Origin of the sequence: Thermoflexibacter ruber (assembly GCF_900113045.1) — a bacterium.
In the GTDB taxonomy this organism is placed as follows: domain Bacteria; phylum Bacteroidota; class Bacteroidia; order Cytophagales; family Thermoflexibacteraceae; genus Thermoflexibacter; species Thermoflexibacter ruber.
In genome coordinates, this window is sequence record NZ_FONY01000010.1 from 81,092 (window position 1) to 97,656 (window position 16,565).

A 16,565-nucleotide genomic window follows, 5' to 3' on the forward strand; every position below is an offset into this window, starting at 1 on the left:
AGCCTTATCAATGTTGATTTTTATTTAAAATTACTCGCTTCATTCTCGGTTTCTTTCTCTTTGTACTACTTCTAATTCTTTTTCTAACCTTTCAAAATGATAAACGATATTGCCTTGCTCATCATGTTTAATCTCTGCTTGCCATTCATGCAGTACCCTATCGTAAAGTTTTTCTTTTTCGCTGTTGGGTATATTCTCATCGAGGATTAAAAGAAGTTCTTGGGAGGAGAAAACTTTTTGAAGAAAGGAAAAATACTCATTTTCTTGCTTTCTCTTTTTGTTTTCTTTGAGCATTTTAGTCTTGCCCACAATAAAAGTAGGTAAAAAGGTACTATACGCTAAACTTATTGTTATCCAAAATCCATAGTAAAGCAAGCTAAACATTGTACTGAACATAAAATTAGAATTTTGCATAAGAAAAAACCAAAGCGGTAAGAAAAACAAAGCATACAAAAACTGTATAGTAATTGCCTTTGCCATAGTGGTATTTTCTGAAGCGTAATTGCTGTTCCACTTTCGCAAAGGAATAAGGTTATCCCAAATGTAGGGGGAGGCATTGGGCTTAGTATTGTACCAAACCTTGTTTTGGCTGTCTATTTCTGGAAAGTGATAAACGATGACTCCCTCTTCGGTAACATATACATTTCCTTGGTATTGTACCATCAGTTTAGTAGCTTCCTGCTCTGCCTTATCAAAACTCCAACCTGTCAGCATGACTAAATCTGCCGTAGTGATTTTTCCCCTGTGCAAATCTATGTATGACAAAATTCTTTTTTCTAAATCTAATTCATCTTTGTTCTCTTTTTCTCCAAAGATAAAGTTAAAAGCTATTTTTCTTATCTCATCTTTGCGAAAAGCATTGTAGTAAGGTGGAGGTTCTCCTTCACAAAAAAATTGGATAAGGTTATCTGTTTTAACTTTAAAACTTGGGATAAACTTGCGAAAAAGATAGTAAAAAGGAATCAGCGGTGAGAGAGGGGCAAGGGCAATCACCCAATTAATGATACCACCACTATAGTTTTTGTATAGGTCATTGGAAACCCGCCATTTAACAAAATTAACGATGCCTTTTTTGGTACTTTGCCATGCTTTGCTTGCCCACTTTGCTAAAGTATTTTTTTCAGGTTGAAAATCAAACTCATAGATAAGTTCTCCTTTTTCATTGACATCTAAGCGGCAAGGGTGCTTTTTGATGAGCTCTGCTAAGGCATCATTGACTTGGTACACAGAAAGCCCTGTTCTTACTATCAAATCCGCAGGAGTCATACCTTGTTTCTGCTTTTGAAGTTCTTGCTGTACAGTTTGAATATCCTGTTTGGTAGCTTGTAAAGGTTTGGCAGAAAGTTGGGTGTTCGTCATAGATGTCAATTTTTCTGATATGATTTACCAAATTTATTGATTAATTAGCAAAGAAAGCCTACTTTTCTGAAAAAGTAAGTAACCTGATACACTTATTTCATTTCTGTATGGTCGCCGAGATTGAGTTTGAGGCTTGGGCTTTTCAGTATGACATCATCTCCAATCAGCGAGGCATCTAAAACGGTATTTTGCAGTTCACTGTAAGAGCCAATAATGCTGTTTTTAATAATAGATTCCTTGATTTTAGTGTCATTGCCTATGGCTACATCGGGTCCGATAATGCAATTTTCTATTTGGCAGTTTTCCCCTATACTTACAGGAGGAATCAGGATACAAGAGCGGTATTTTTCAGGGTCAGCTGACTGAAACTCAGGGCGATTGAGCAGCACTACATTGGCGGCGAGCAGGCTGTCTTTTTTCCCACAATCATACCAGTAGTTTGCCTCAGCAATGCCTACTTTTTCTCCTTCGGAAAGCATGATTTTCAGGGCATCAGTCATGTAATACTCACCATGCGTAATGAGTTCGTTGCTTACCAAATGTTCTACTGCTTTTAATAATAGAGGCACGTTACTAATTTTATAAATCCCAATCAGTGCCAAGTTAGACATAGGAATTTTAGGTTTTACACTGACTTTCTCGATAAACTTTTTATCATCATCTAACTCTACAATATTGTACTGTCCAGGATTATCTACTCTATGCACTCCTGCTACGGAGTTTCTCACCCAAAGTACTTCCTGTGGTTTCAAACTGAAAATGCTATCTCCCGGCACGATGAGTATTTCTTCATCATTTTCAATAAATTGTCTTGCTGTCCATATTGCATGAGCAGTTTCGAGTAGGCTGTCCTGTGCCACAAATACCCGCTTGATTTGAGGGTAAAAACTGCTGATATAGCTTTCTATTAAGTAACCCGAATCCCCTATAACAAACACAAAATCATCTAAACCCACCCTCAGCAAGCGGTCTAAGATGTGTCCTAAAATAGGCTTTCCTGCCACTTGTAAGAGTGCTTTAGGTTGGGTGTAAGTATGAGGACGTAAACGCGAACCTATGCCTGCTAAGGGTATGACAACTTTCATATTTTGCAAATGGAGAATGTTCTAAAAGGTAAAATTTGTAAATTTTATTGGATTTGTAAAGTGTAAGAGTAAAAAGATTAGAAAAATTATAGCAGCACTCCCCTAAAAAGAAAAAGGCTACCTCCATAGGAGGTAGCTTTTAGCTACAACAATTAAAACATATCAACCTATAAATTCACAATATAAAATGCTATTTTTCTGTACTCCATTAGCTTTTCGGCGTTAGAAGGAATATCTTTCATCTCGGTAGTTTTCAAAATCACATTCCCCTCACTATCAACTACTTTTATCAACTCTACACCTCGCTCCAAAGTATTTGAGATAGCTTTGCTTACTTTCGCTTCAAACTCTTTACTTACCTGCTCTAAAAACGCCATCTCACTTGCACTATATATAACTACATTCTCCTGATTTTGTTCTTTCTTTTTTCCTTTGTCTTTGTTATCTTCAGCTTTCACACTGAAAATCAAGGAGAAAAATATAAAAGCTAATGACAATAATCTGAAACTTATACTTCTAATAATACTCATTCTATTAGTTTTCATCTTTATTAAAGCTATTTTAAGTTTAAGTAATTAATTTTCTTTCAGGTTTAACTTTTCTATCTAACTAAGATTTTTCTTTCTATTTACTATCTATTTTTTCTAATTATTTTTCTAATACTTCTCTATTAGCCAAAGGATATGCCAAAAAATAGTAAAAGTTTGACAATCATTATTTTATATATTTTTTTGCCTCAGCTTTATCTAAAAAAGTGTACGTTTTTAGATACAATGTGTTCATTTACGTACAAATTTTAGGACACTCTGCTTATTAAGTGAGCATTTTCCTCTTTTTATTTGATTATTTTTAGGCTTAATTCAGTTTTTTTTAAAAAATTTGTACTTTCCATGCTATTAATTTTAAGCATTTTTAAAATAGTTTAACATATTAAAATGTAAGTATTTCATATTTAATCACTTATTTTTATTTTATTGATTTGATTTTTAATCTATTTTAACAAAAATATCATACACAAGACACTAATCCTGAAAACATAATACAATGAAAAAAATTTTCCTTCTCGCATTTTCTTTTTTATATATCTTTCATTTACAAGCACAAAGCACATTTGTCCCCTTCAATACAGACTATTATCACTTAGTAGATAGGTATGAAATCAAAAAAGGGAGTTTTGCCGAGCATCTATTTACTGCTATGAAGCCGTACAGTCGCAAAGGGGTGGCGGCTTTAGCAGATTCCATGATTTTGAAACAGGGGCTTTCGCAAGTAGATAGGTTCAATTTGATTTATCTGCTCAACGACAACTCAGAATGGGCGGATAGTCTGGACAATAAAAGCAAAAAAGCGATTTGGAATCGTTTTTACAAAACCAAAGCAGACCTTTTCCGATTGAAAGACAATGACTTAGATACTTCTAAGGATTTTGATTTTCACTTAAATCCCGTCCTGCACCTAAGCGTAGGCAATGACGGCAATAGCCAAAAAAGACCTTTTACCAATACGCGAGGGGCAGAAATCAGGGGTATGATAGCGCGTAGGCTGGGTTTTTACTCCTATATAGCAGAAAATCAAGCGATTTTTCCCTTTTATGCCCAGCAGTTTATTACTGATTTCCAAGCTGTGCCTTATGAAGGATTTTGGAAAACTTACAAAGACCCTACAGGTACAAGTATTACTAACGGGGTAGATTTCTTGACTGCAAGAGGCTATATTTCTTTTGACATTATCAAAAAATATGTTTCCCTCCAATTTGGCTACGATAAAAATGCGTACGGCGTGGGCTACCGCTCGTTACAACTGTCTGATTTTGCCAATAATTATACTTTTTTGAAACTTAACACCAAGATTTGGAAATTTAACTATTCCAACCTTTATACCCAGATGTTTTCTGAATCTTCTGGCACGAATCGTCTGTATCCCAAAAAATATGTGATGTTTCATCATCTTAGCCTAAATCTAACGGACAATCTAAATTTTGGTTTTTTTGAGTCCATCGCTTATGGGAGAGATGACCTTTACAGAGATGATACTTTTGAGCTGGCTTACCTGAACCCAATTATTTTTTACCGTAGCTTAGAACAAAACATGGGCAGTCAAGATAACTCCATTGCGGGTATTGATTTTAAGTGGAATTTCTTGAAGCAATTTCAGCTGTATGGACAGTTAGTGATAGATGAGTTAGTCATTAGCGAGGTAAGGGCAGGAAACGGTTGGTGGGCAAACAAACAGGCTTGGCAGTTGGGTTTCAAGTACATAGATGTACTGAATATCCCCAACTTGGACTTGCAAGTGGAGCTAAATACGGTTAGACCCTTTACTTATACGCACTTCGACAAGCCCAGACTTTCCAATTATACGCATTTTAGCCAGCCTTTGGCACACCCGCTGGGAGCGAATTTTAGGGAAATTTTGGCAATCTTGCGTTATCAGCCTATCCCTAAACTGAGCCTGACAGCCAAAGTATTTTCTACAAAAATGGGCAGGGATTGGGACGGCAAAAATTGGGGAAGTGATATTTTATTGGACAACACGACCAAAGAATTGGAATATGGAAACCGAGTAGGGCAAGGGGTAGCTACTAATCTGACTTTTATAGATTTAACGGCATCTTATCAACTTAAACATAATCTTTTTATAGACTTAAAGCAAGTGATTAGAAATCAGCAAACGGATTTTGCGAGTAGGAATTACAATACCAACTATACTGCACTTTCCTTGCGGCTAAATATACAGCAGCGTTTGCATGAGTTTTAAGGATTATTATTTTTGACGGATTGATTTTCTCAATCTTCCTAACTCTGCCAATGCTTCTTCTTTGGCTTGCTTCTCTTTGTCCTTAGTTTTCTTTTCTACCGAGATAGGGATAAAAAATTGCTCTTTAATAAATATGATTTCACCGCTCACAAGAGGTTTAAAAATAAAGACCGTAGGCTTCAGCAGAAAACTTCATACATCTTTCAAGGTTTAGTAATTATTTGGTAATAGATAGATAGTAACTTTGCAAGTCATACGTAAGCACATATTTTTCCTATGCCATTTAATACTTTCAAAACCATTAAGGCTAAATTACTTTTCTCTTTTGGCATCATTTTTTTGATTACTTGCGTGGTAATTGGGTCAAATCTGTGGTTTACAAACAAAGAAGAAAGGCTCGGGCGTATAGTTGCCTTGCTTGGAGATATAGACCGCAATATACACATCTTGAATAAGTTAGAAAAAGATTTTTTTACAGACGAAGCCATTAATCCAGATTTTTATCGCACTGGCAAGAGCGAATATTTGTATCGGCGTGAGAGGGTACTTAATACTATTTACAGCAAAATAGAAGGGCTACGCCAATTTCCTGAAATAAGTCAATTTGAGCTGCTGTCAGATTTAGATGCGGTGAAAAAAGATATCGATGAGTACTGTGAGATTTTTAATAAACTCCATGATTTTGTTCGGATTAGAGGCTTTAAAGACTACGGCTTGGAGGGCAAAATGCGAGAGAGCATTCATACCATAGAAGAATCACCTTATCCTTTGGATAAAACTATCTTACTCACTGTTCGCCGCCATGAAAAGGATTTTATATTGAGGAAAGATGAAGATTATGTAAGAAAAAATATATTGGCTTTGAGAGAGTTAGAAGAAGATGTAGTGAAAAAAATCAAGCAAGAAGAGGCTCAAAAGCAAGTGAAATACCTAATTAATAACTACAGAGATACCTTTTTGCAATTAGCCAATGTAGAAAAAGAGATAGGTTTTGACAGCCAAAGTGGATTAAAAAAACAATTACGTCAGATTTCTGATAAACTTTTGATTCAATTAAATCTCCTTAACCACCTGCTTATCCAAAAGACCAATGATGTATATGCCAACATCAACTATGCTTTTTTTTCTACGATTGCGCTCTACGTAGTTGTTTTCATCGTTTTTGCATTTTTTATTACTCAATCTCTCAGCCTTCCTATTAGCCGCTTATCAAGGTCTATTAATGATGTAATAGACAGTAATTTTGCTAAAGATATGAAAGTAATTAGCGTGCAGTCCAAAGATGAAATTGGGGGGCTGGCAGAGGATTTTCAATATATGCTTACCAAAGTTCAGGAAAGTATAGAAGAAATCAGTAAGAAATCTGAAAAAATAGAAGAAAAGCAGCACTTACTAATGAAAAGTTTGGAATATGCCAAACAAATTCAAAGTGCTATCCTTCCCGACGACGAAGACCTCAGTAATTGCTTTGCAGAATATTTTGTCTTGTATATGCCCAAAGACGTGGTTTCTGGGGACTTTTATTGGATAAATCGGAGAAATGACAAGCTCTTTGTGGCTATGGTGGATTGTACGGGGCATGGAGTACCGGGGGCTTTTATGTCTATGATAGGGCATACTTTGCTAAATAAAATCGTTACGCAAACCAAAATCCATGACCCTGCTACCATTTTGGAGGTCTTGCACATAGAAGTCAAAGACGCTTTAAAGCAGGAAAATAACAAAAATGATGATGGAATGGACATCGGTATTTGCTTGATAGAGAGTGATAAGCACAATCCTAAGCATTGTAAAGTAACTTTTGCTGGGGCAAAATCTAAACTTTTTTATACTGACAAAGGAGAGCTAAAAGAACTCAAAGGTACTAAACGCTCCATAGGAGGAGGAAAAAAATCAGAGGCTAAATCATTTGAAAATCAAGAGTTTGTATTAAAAGGAAGTGAGATTATCTATCTATTTACTGATGGCATCACCGACCAGCAAAATCTTTCGGGAGAAAAATATGGCAAAGAGCGATTGAAAGATTTGCTAATGAATGTATCTCACCTTCCTTTAAGAGAGCAATATGGACGTTTATTGATAGAACTAAATAATTTTATGCAAACACAAGCTCAGCGCGATGATATTTCCTTAATAGGCTTTCGCATTTGATATATGATTTTTATTGTGTTCAAAAACTTTTTCCCCATTTACAAAAGTTGAAAGAACCTTAATGCCTCTTAGTTTTTGATTTTCAGTGGTCATCAAATCACTTTCCAACATTACAAAATCTGCTTGCTTCCCTACTTCTATGCTTCCTCTTTCTTTTTCTTCAAAATTGGAATATGCCGCCCAGATAGTCATGCCACGCAAAGCATTTTCTCTGCTGATGGCATTTTCCATTTGAAAGCCTCCCTCAGGCTTATTTTCTGCATCTTGGCGGGCTACTGCGGCATGAAATCCGAATATCGGATTGACTGCCTCCACAGGAAAATCACTCCCCAAAGCAAGTATGTTGGTTTGCTCATAGAGTTTTTGGTAAGGGTAGGCTGTTTTTACTCTTGGGAAACCTAATCTTGCTCCTGCCCAAGGCATATCCGAAGTGCAGTGCGTAGGCTGGACGGAAGGAATTACGCTATAATTTTTAAATTTGGCTAAGTCCTCATCGCTAACCACTTGAGCGTGTTCTATGCGCCAACGGCGGTCATTTTTACCTTTGAGCATTTTACCGTACATATCCAAGATAATCCTATTGGCAGAGTCGCCTATGGCATGGGTGTTGGCTTGGAAATCGCTATTGGCGATGAGTTGGAAGTTTGCTTCTAACTCATCTGGGCGAGAAAGTAAGAAGCCCGTAGTCTTGGGGTCATCGCTGTAAGGTTTGATTAAGCAAGCCCCACGAGAACCCAAGGCTCCATCGGCATAGATTTTAAAAGAACGCACATTGAGCCTATCTGTTTTGTAAATTCCTTTTTGGATAAAGTGTTCTACATTTGCTCTTGTGGCACTTACCATAGCATAGATTTTTATTTTTAATTCATTGCTTTTCTGCATTTTATCTATCAAATCTATAATTTCCTTACCTAAACCTGCATCATCTACCGTAGTCAATCCATTTTCAAAACAGGCTTTTTGAGCGGTAAGCAATATTTTTTTGCTTTCCTCTTCGTTAGGAGGGGGAATGACGCTACTTACTAAACGCATGGCATTGTCTATCAGTATGCCTGTGGTTTTTCCGTTTTTAGTTTCTACCAAGCCACCTTCTACTTGACCGCCTTCTATCAGAGGCTTCTCACCTATCCTTCCCTGCCTAAGAGCCGCACCGTTGGCTAAGGCGGCGTGTCCGTCTATCCTTACTAAATATACAGGCGTTTCAGGGAAAAGTATATCTAAGGTATCTCGGTGAGGGAAAGTTTTATCCTCCCAATCATTTTGGTCCCAGCCTCTCCCTAAAATCCATTGTTTATTAGGATTTTGTGCTTTATAATCTACTAATTTTTGGACAATTTCTTGGAAAGAAGATGTGCCTACCAAATCTACTTGTTGCATGGAATTGCCCAAACCAAAAAAATGACAATGAGCATCGTAAAACCCCGGATAGATAAATTTCTCTTTAGCATCTATCTGATTAGCAGATTGGTAGCTTTCTAAAATTTCTTTGGAACTCCCTATGGCAATAAACTTGCCGTCTTTGATAGCAAAAGCCTCTTGAGTAGTGAAGCTACTATCCACTGTATAAACTTTGGCATTGAATACGATTAAATCTGCTTGTTTTTTGCCACTACAAGCTAAGAGGAAAAGCAAAAGAACAAAAATATAGTATTGTTTTTTCATAAGAATATTTTTTGAATTGATACAAATGTATAAAATTTGAGCTATTGCTTTTAAAGCGTTTTCTTTTTTTTCAAAAAAATAATTGCTAATTGGCTCAAACTTATTTTGCTATTATTTTCACTATCACGGACTTAGAAACAGGGGTATGGCTCTTGTCCGCTTTCAAATCTATGGGAACGAGTACATTGGCTTCAGGGAAGTAGGTAGCGATGCACTGCTGAGGAATATCGTAAGGCACAAGTACAAAGGTTTTAGCGATTCTTTCCTCACCATGATACTTGCTATACAAATCTACCACTTGTTGGGCTTGCCAAGCAAACTTTTTCATGTCTTGAGGATTGATTAGTACTACTCTCCTCTCGTTAAAAATGCCTCTGTATCTGTCATTCAGCCCATAAATAGTCGTATTGAATTGGTCATGGCTGCGAATGGTCATCATCAGAAATTCATCTTCTTGGAGTTCGTGTTTAGGCAGTTCGTTAATGGTAAAATGTGCTTTTTTATCTTTGGTATGAAACTTTCCTTCTCTTGCGCCATTGGGCAAATAAAACCCGTCAGGATGTCTTACTCTTTGATTGTAGTTTTCAAATCCTACAATTACTTGCTCTATTTTATCTCTGATATTGTCATAATTTTCAATCATTTTATCCCAGTTTACTGTACTTTTTTCTCCCAAAGTTGCCTTTGCCAAGCCCGCCACTATGGAGGCTTCGCTCAGTAAAAACTTGGAAGCAGGAGGCAGTATGCCTTGTGAAGAATGGACGATACCCATAGAGTTTTCCACACTGACAAACTGCTCGCCGCTTGCTTGCACATCTTTTTCTGTCCTGCCTAAGCAAGGCAGAATCAAGGCATTTTTCCCATGAATGAGGTGAGAGCGATTGAGCTTGGTGGAAATATGCACTGTTAAATCGCAGTTTTGCAGTGCTTTAGCAGTATATTCAGTATCAGGCGTAGCCGAAAGAAAATTTCCACCTAAGGCAATAAACACTTTGGCAGTACCTTCGTACATGGCTTTGATAGCCGCAACGGTATCGTAGCCATGCTGTTGGGGAGGGGTAAAGTTAAACACCTTGCCTAAGCGGTCTAAGAATTCTGGTTTAGGCTTTTCTACTATGCCCATAGTGCGGTCGCCTTGCACGTTGCTATGCCCGCGCACAGGGCAAGTTCCCGCTCCCTCTTTTCCTATGCTCCCTTTTAGCAATAGCAAATTGACAATTTCTTGGATATTTCCTACTGCGTTTTTATGTTGAGTCAAGCCCATTGCCCAACAAGCAATGATTTTATGATATTTTTTGAGTAAATCTGCCGCTTTTTTTATTTCTTCTATGCTCACCCCACTTTGCTCTACTAAATATTCTAAATTGTATTTTTTCAAGTCTGTAATAAAATCTTCAAAGCCTGTGGTTTGTGTTTGGATAAAACCATAATCAATCGTATTTCTTTCGGAATGATGCTGATTTGCACTTTTACTCCAGTTCTCAAGTGTTTGGAGGTTTTCATTTTCTAATATACACAAAATCAATGCTTTGAGCAAGGCGACATCTCCATTAATTTTTACTTGCAAATACAAATCTGTCAGTTCTGTTCCTTTGCCTACCCAGTCTATTGGATTTTGAGGGTGTTTGAAGTTGAGCAAGCCTGTTTCCTTCAAAGGATTGATAGAAATGATTTTAACACCTTTTTTCTTTGCTTTTTGGAGGGCAGAGAGCATACGGGGGTGATTAGTCCCTGGATTTTGCCCAATAATCATAATAATTTCTGCTTTTTCAAAATCCTCTAAGATTACAGAGCCTTTGCCTATACCCAAAGTATCAGAAAGTGCTACTCCACTCGACTCGTGGCACATATTGGAGCAGTCGGGCAAGTTATTTGTACCAAATTGACGTACAAAGAGTTGGTAAAGGAAAGCTGCCTCATTGCTTGTTCTTCCCGAAGTATAAAAAATGGCTTCGTGAGGAGAGGAAAGTGCATTTAACTGCTTGGCAATGAAAGCAAAAGCCTCTTCCCAAGTGATAGGTTTATAGTATTTTTCCCCTGCTCGCAGTATCATAGGTTGGGTAAGTCTGCCTTGCTTGCCCAGCCAATAATCAGACTGCTCAGAGAGTTCCTCAACGCTGTAATTAGCAAAAAAATCAGCTGTGATTCGCTTGTCAGTAGCCTCCTCTGCGATTGCCTTTGCTCCATTCTCGCAGTACTCAGCAACGGCAGAACGCTCTTTGGGGTCAGGAAAAGCACAACTCATGCAGTCTATCCCACCTTTTTGATTGAGTTTCGAGAGTAGGGCTACTCCTTTGCTCAAATTCATCTCCTCCAAGATGTGTTTGGCAGTCGATAGCACTGCGGTTAGTCCTGCCGCACTGTCTTTGGGTTCGGTCAGGGTCAGTCCAGTGAGCTTTTCTGGGGGCTGGGCATGAGGCTTGTCTTGCATAAGAAAATAAAAGTTAAAGCTAAATCACTGCTTAAAAATTCCTGCTACTTGTAAGGACAAATCTAAAAATAAAATCTTAGAATTGGCGTTTCTTTCCAAGTGAAAATAGGCTTCATTGAACTTATTTTGTAGTTTTTCTACATTAGCCTCATGAATGACTTTAGAAAAGTTTTTGATAAATTCTAAGGATTGCTTGTCTGCCCTGACCAAATGCTCACCTCCAAACTTATAAACAAATGCCTCTCTGAGTAAATTCATGCCATATTGGAGCAGACTTTTTTGGGCTTCTTTTTCTAAGTCATTGAATTTGTCTGCCTCTTTGATGAGGTTGGGAATATCAAAACGAAAGCATAAACGCATCCAATCGCGAAAAGTGTCTTGGCTAAGGTTCTGTGTATCATTGAGTAAGCGATATGCTTCGTTCATATTGCCGTCGGCTAACATAGCAATTTGGCTGGCTCTTTCCTCATCGGTTTTCCAAACTTCTGTTAGGTGCTTTTTGATTTCTTCATCTTTAAATGGTCTAATCAGTACCAACTGTGTGCGTGATTGGATAGTTGCCAGCATATTTTCCGCACTGTTAGCCACCAAGAGAAAGATGGTTTTCTCTGGTGGCTCTTCCAATATTTTTAAAATGGCATTAGCAGCATTGACATTCATGAGTTCTGGTAGCCAGATTATCAGCACCTTATATTCTGCTTCAAATGCCTTTAAAGCCAAACTTCTGATGATGTTTCTTCCATCTTCCACAGGAATAATACACTGTTTTCCCTCTGCCCCAAAAGCCAAAGACCACGCTTTGAGAGAATTGTAAGGATTCTTCGTAAAAAACTCTCTCCATTCTTTCATAAATGCCTGACTTACTGCCTCGTCCCTTTTGGTAATTTGCTTAGTGGTTGCTGTAGGAAAAATAAAATGTAAGTCAGGGTGAATCAGGCGGTTCATTTTATAGCAAGAGGGACAGGTCCCACAAGAGTCCGTGCTTGTTTCAGTCTTATTCTCACAATTCAGAAAAGTAGCATACGCCACAGCTAAAGCTAAATTGGCACTCCCTTCTATGCCTAAAAAAAGCTGAGCGTGAGCAACATGATTTTTATTGACCGACTGCACAAGAGTTTGTTTAATATCTTCTAAACCAATGATTTGAGAAAATTGCATTTGCTTATATTTAAGAACATTACTGTTTTAGTGTTCAAAATTAATGAATTTTGATAAGAGATTTCTTTCAAAAGTTGTCTATTTGCTGATTTGGCACACAGATTTTAAAGAATAGATGGTTTTTTATCAAACAGGCAAAGGGCTTCTGTCTTTAAGATAAAATTTTTATTTTTACTTTTGACAAATATGCTTAACCTAATTCCTTGCTGGTTGGGATTTGTAATTTCGCCCTACTTTATCAAGGCTTTGCGATCCAAATTTATCATGTATTTATAATCTTGCCTTTTCATTCCAGATTTGCCCATGATTTTCCCTATCTTTGTCTAAAACAAGATAGAATATGATTGCAAAAAAATACATCAATCCTTTTACCGATTTCGGCTTCAAGAAAATTTTTGGGGAAGAGGCAAACAAAGACCTGCTCATTGATTTTTTGAATGAACTGCTCACAGACAAAGGCAAAATCATAGACCTGACTTATTTGAAAAGCGAGCATTTGGGGACTACTGACTTGGATAGAAAGGCAATCTTTGACCTATATTGTGAAAACGAAAAAGGAGAAAAATTCATTGTGGAAATGCAAAGAGCAAAACAGGATTTTTTTAAGGATAGGAGTTTATACTACGCCACTTTTCCCATTCAAGAACAGGCAAAGCGAGGCGATTGGAACTATCAATTGAAAGGGGTTTATTCCATAGCTATTACCGACTTTCTCATAGACGATGACAAAGCAAACAAAAACAAGATAGTGCATGACATCAGACTGATAGAAAAGGAAACACATAAGATATTTTATGACAAGTTGCGCTTTATCTATGTAGAAATCAAGAAGTTTGACAAGACCTTAGAGGAGATAGAAACACATTTTGACAAGTGGTTGTATGTGCTAAAAAACTTAGTAAAAATAGAGGAGATACCAGCTAAGTTGCAAGAAAAAGTATTTAAAAAGCTGTTTCAAATCGCAGAGATTGCACGTTTTGATGAGAAGCAGTTGCAATCTTACCGAGATAGCGAAAAGAACTATTTGGACTTTACAGCCTCTTTGGAAACTTCGTTTAATGAAGGGAAAATTGAAGGAAAAATTGAAATAGCCAAGAACATGATAAGAAAAGGCTTTGACAATGAAACCATTGGAGAGGTAACAAGCTTAACCCTTGAGCAGATAGAAGCATTGAGGAAGGAGGTGAAGTAGGAGAAGTTGTAAACTTTTATTTCTACCCGTTCTTCTTAGACTTAAACGCAGTGTGTCTAAGACGTTCTATCTGCCAGTTTCTGATTGGCGTGTAGGTGCGTAAGAATGAAAAATAAGTTTTATTTCTTGGTAGTCAGCAGGTTATGTAAAGTATAGTTTTTCGCGTGAAAATACGCGAAAAAGCGTATTTTGCCAGTAATTTATATATTATCTCTCGGTACGAAGTGCATAAATTACTTCTCTGTCCTTTTGGTTTGGATTGTGTGCAGGTGGCGAGTAAGGAGAATAAGGTGCAGTTTAACTACCTAAGCCTTCAACAAGCAATAAGACCAAATGGGTAGCCTTTTCATACCCAACTTTAAACGAAAAAAAATAGATACCGATGAGTATTTAGTAAGAGTATTGCATTACATACACTTTAACCCACTGAAACACCAGTTAGAAAAAATACTGAAGCTATTTCTTGTCATAGTTTTTTGGTAGAGAAAACACTTTCTTGGAAAGGCAAAAAGTTATTGAATTATTTGGTAGCATAGCAGATTTTTCAGAATTACCACCTAAAAAACTTATTGATAGACAAATTGGAAACGTTTTAGAAAATTAGTAGTTTCCAACTTTACATTAAAGGTACAAATTTACTTTAAATTACATCGTCTATGACCGTTTCACATTACGTAGCATCTGATTTTGAAGGATTTGAAAAACAGTTCCGTACCAATTTCATTAACTCTTTGAGTGGTTTTAAAAGTGTCAATTTGGTAGGAACTGTATCCAAAGAAGGCATTACCAATGTAGCTATTTTCAGCCAAGTATTTCATATTGGCGCAAATCCAGCTCTTATGGGAGTATTGGTCAGACCCGATACAGTTCGCCGACATAGTTTGGAAAACATAGAAACTACAGGTTATTTTACACTTAACCATATTCGTCCAAGTTTTTACAAACAAGCACATCAAACAAGTGCGCGCTATCAAATATCTGAGTTTGAGGCTTGTGGACTCACTCCCGAGTTTGGCTCTCTGCACCCTGCCCCTTATGTGGCGGAAGCTCACATCAAAATAGGATTGGCTTTAGCCGAAACGCATCACTTAGCTATTAATGGGACTATTTTGGTGATAGGCAAGGTCATAGAAACTTTTGTTCCTATGGATTACATTATGCCCGATGGCTATATTGACATAGAGAAAGCAGAAAGCATCACCTGTTCCTCTTTGGACTCTTACCACACTACACAAAGATTGTCAAGGCTTTCCTATGCTAAACCAGACAAAGCATTGGAAGAGATAAAGTAGCCAAAGCAAGATTTTTTGTCATAATCCTATTAAAATAAGAAAATTTGTTGGTATAATTGAATAAATTTATTACGACCCACTTTTTTAATACCAAACTACAAACTTATTTGATATGAAAATGAAACAATCAAGACGCTCTTTTCTTGCCAAAAGTGCTTTGACAGGAGCATTTAGTACACTTTCTTTGACAGGTTTTGGGAAAGAACTGGAAAACGCCTTAGAAAAATCCCCCGTGATGTCTCGTCCTTCTGACTTGAAAATCACCAATATCAAGTGTGGTTATATTCGTGGAGGGCATAGCCTATTTGTAAAAATTTACACCAATCAAGACATTTGGGGGTGTGGAGAGGGTGTAGATGCTACACCGGGTACTTATCACTTAGTCAAGATGTTTGAAAGAAGGTTAGAGGGTAAAAATCCGCTAAATGTGCATCGCTTATTTGAAGAGTTACGTAGGTCTGGTTTTTTTGAGGGGGCGCAGTCTGGGATGTATGTGGCAGTACTTTCTGCGGTGGAGTCAGCCCTCTGGGATTTGGCAGGCAAGGCTCTCAATCTTCCTGTTTATCAATTACTTGGAGGGAAGTTTCGCGACAAAGTAAGGGTATATTGCGATACTGCGCTGTACCAAAGCAAACTACCAACTCCTGCACAGTTCGCAGAAGCGGCAACTCAAGCAGTAAAGATGGGCTTTAATGCTATTAAGTTTGATGTCGACCAAGCTAATGACCCTGCAAAGTATGACTTCTATAACTGGACGGCAAGTAGAGGCGAACTCCAAAGAATGTACGACCAAATCTCCGCAGCTCGCAAAGCTGTAGGGGACAAGATAGATATATGCGTAGATATGCACGGAAGGTATGACGCTATTACAGGTGAGCAGGTAGCTAAAATGTTTGAGCCGCTAAACCTAATGTGGTTAGAAGAACCCATCCCTGCTGAGAACGTAGAAGCCTACAAAAAAATTACAGATTCTACCTCTACCCCTATTTGTGCAGGTGAAAACTTATATCTGGCTCATGGTTTTAGGAGAATTTTAGAGTTGGGAGCAGTAGATATAATCATGCCTGACTTGCAAAAAGCAGGAGGACTTGGCGAAGGACAACGCATCGCCAATTTAGCCAATCTTTATTATGTTCCCTTTGCTCCTCACATGGTAGCCTCTTATTTGGGGGCAATGGCTTCGGCTCATGTATGCGCTTCTGTGCCTAATTTCCTGATTTTGGAGTGGCAAATCTATTTCCATACTGACCCTATGTTCAAAGAAATTATTACTTTTGAGGGAGAAATGGTCAAAGATAGCTACATTACCGTATCCGAAAAGCCGGGCATAGGTGTAGAAATCAATGAGGAGGGTATGAGAAAATATGCTCAACCGGGCGTTCCTTTCTTTGAATAAAAAGGTTTGATTCCCATTTGTCCAATCATAAAGCGGGGGATAGCTATAGCTGCTTGTTTAAAATTGCAGATGTTACGGATTA

12 protein-coding genes are annotated in these 16,565 nt (G+C 37.6%); 5 read left to right on the top strand and 7 right to left on the bottom strand.

The annotated features are described in order from the left end of the window. Window positions 1–39: 39 nt before the first annotated feature. The 3 genes from BM141_RS07310 to BM141_RS07320 form a co-directional block, all read right to left on the bottom strand. Window positions 40–1,359 carry a hypothetical protein gene (locus BM141_RS07310; RefSeq protein ID WP_091542551.1) on the bottom strand — a complete coding sequence of 440 codons (1,320 nt, stop codon included), beginning with the start codon at window positions 1,357–1,359 and terminating at the stop codon, window positions 40–42. A 92-nt stretch (window positions 1,360–1,451) separates the two neighbouring features. Next, a complete protein-coding gene (locus tag BM141_RS07315; protein ID WP_091542554.1) occupies window positions 1,452–2,444 on the bottom strand; it encodes a sugar phosphate nucleotidyltransferase in 993 nt (330 codons plus the stop codon). A gap of 167 nt (window positions 2,445–2,611) precedes the next feature. Beyond that, the gene (locus BM141_RS07320; RefSeq protein ID WP_143090833.1) at window positions 2,612–2,902 is read right to left on the bottom strand and encodes a hypothetical protein; all 291 of its coding nucleotides are present in this window, start codon (window positions 2,900–2,902) and stop codon (window positions 2,612–2,614) included. A 586-nt stretch (window positions 2,903–3,488) separates the two neighbouring features. Between BM141_RS07320 and BM141_RS07325 the strand changes: the two genes are divergently transcribed. Beyond that, the gene (locus BM141_RS07325) at window positions 3,489–5,201 is read left to right on the top strand and encodes a hypothetical protein (protein ID WP_091542558.1); all 1,713 of its coding nucleotides are present in this window, start codon (window positions 3,489–3,491) and stop codon (window positions 5,199–5,201) included. Between the two features lie 6 nt (window positions 5,202–5,207). On the opposite strand, the gene BM141_RS22855 is transcribed toward BM141_RS07325, so the two are convergent. Next, a complete protein-coding gene (locus tag BM141_RS22855; protein WP_177217297.1) occupies window positions 5,208–5,351 on the bottom strand; it encodes a hypothetical protein in 144 nt (47 codons plus the stop codon). A 126-nt stretch (window positions 5,352–5,477) separates the two neighbouring features. On the opposite strand from BM141_RS22855, the gene BM141_RS07330 reads away from it, so the two are divergent. Next, window positions 5,478–7,352 carry a SpoIIE family protein phosphatase gene (locus BM141_RS07330; RefSeq protein WP_091542562.1) on the top strand — a complete coding sequence of 625 codons (1,875 nt, stop codon included), beginning with the start codon at window positions 5,478–5,480 and terminating at the stop codon, window positions 7,350–7,352. Here the strand turns inward: BM141_RS07330 and BM141_RS07335 are convergent. The 3 genes from BM141_RS07335 to BM141_RS07345 form a co-directional block, all read right to left on the bottom strand. Then, the gene (locus tag BM141_RS07335; protein ID WP_091542565.1) at window positions 7,332–9,014 is read right to left on the bottom strand and encodes an amidohydrolase; all 1,683 of its coding nucleotides are present in this window, start codon (window positions 9,012–9,014) and stop codon (window positions 7,332–7,334) included. The two genes, BM141_RS07330 and BM141_RS07335, sit on opposite strands and share 21 nt — an antisense overlap. A 100-nt stretch (window positions 9,015–9,114) precedes the next feature. Then, window positions 9,115–11,445: an FdhF/YdeP family oxidoreductase gene (locus tag BM141_RS07340; RefSeq protein WP_091542568.1), complete on the bottom strand. Its 2,331-nt coding sequence runs from the start codon at window positions 11,443–11,445 to the stop codon at window positions 9,115–9,117. Window positions 11,446–11,469: 24 nt separating this feature from the next. Further along, on the bottom strand, window positions 11,470–12,603 hold the full coding sequence (locus BM141_RS07345; RefSeq protein ID WP_091542571.1) for a DNA polymerase III subunit: 1,134 nt from the start codon (window positions 12,601–12,603) through the stop codon (window positions 11,470–11,472). 340 nt (window positions 12,604–12,943) lie between these two features. Here BM141_RS07345 and BM141_RS07350 point away from each other — a divergent pair, with 340 nt between their 5' ends. From BM141_RS07350 to BM141_RS07360, 3 genes are all read left to right on the top strand, one after another. Beyond that, entirely contained in the window at window positions 12,944–13,795 is an 852-nt protein-coding gene (locus BM141_RS07350; RefSeq protein WP_091542574.1) for an Rpn family recombination-promoting nuclease/putative transposase, read from the top strand. Between the two features lie 656 nt (window positions 13,796–14,451). Further along, window positions 14,452–15,087 carry a flavin reductase family protein gene (locus BM141_RS07355; RefSeq protein ID WP_091542577.1) on the top strand — a complete coding sequence of 212 codons (636 nt, stop codon included), beginning with the start codon at window positions 14,452–14,454 and terminating at the stop codon, window positions 15,085–15,087. Window positions 15,088–15,199: 112 nt separating this feature from the next. Then, on the top strand, window positions 15,200–16,483 hold the full coding sequence (locus tag BM141_RS07360; RefSeq protein WP_091542580.1) for a mandelate racemase/muconate lactonizing enzyme family protein: 1,284 nt from the start codon (window positions 15,200–15,202) through the stop codon (window positions 16,481–16,483). The last annotated feature ends 82 nt before the right edge of the window (window positions 16,484–16,565 follow it).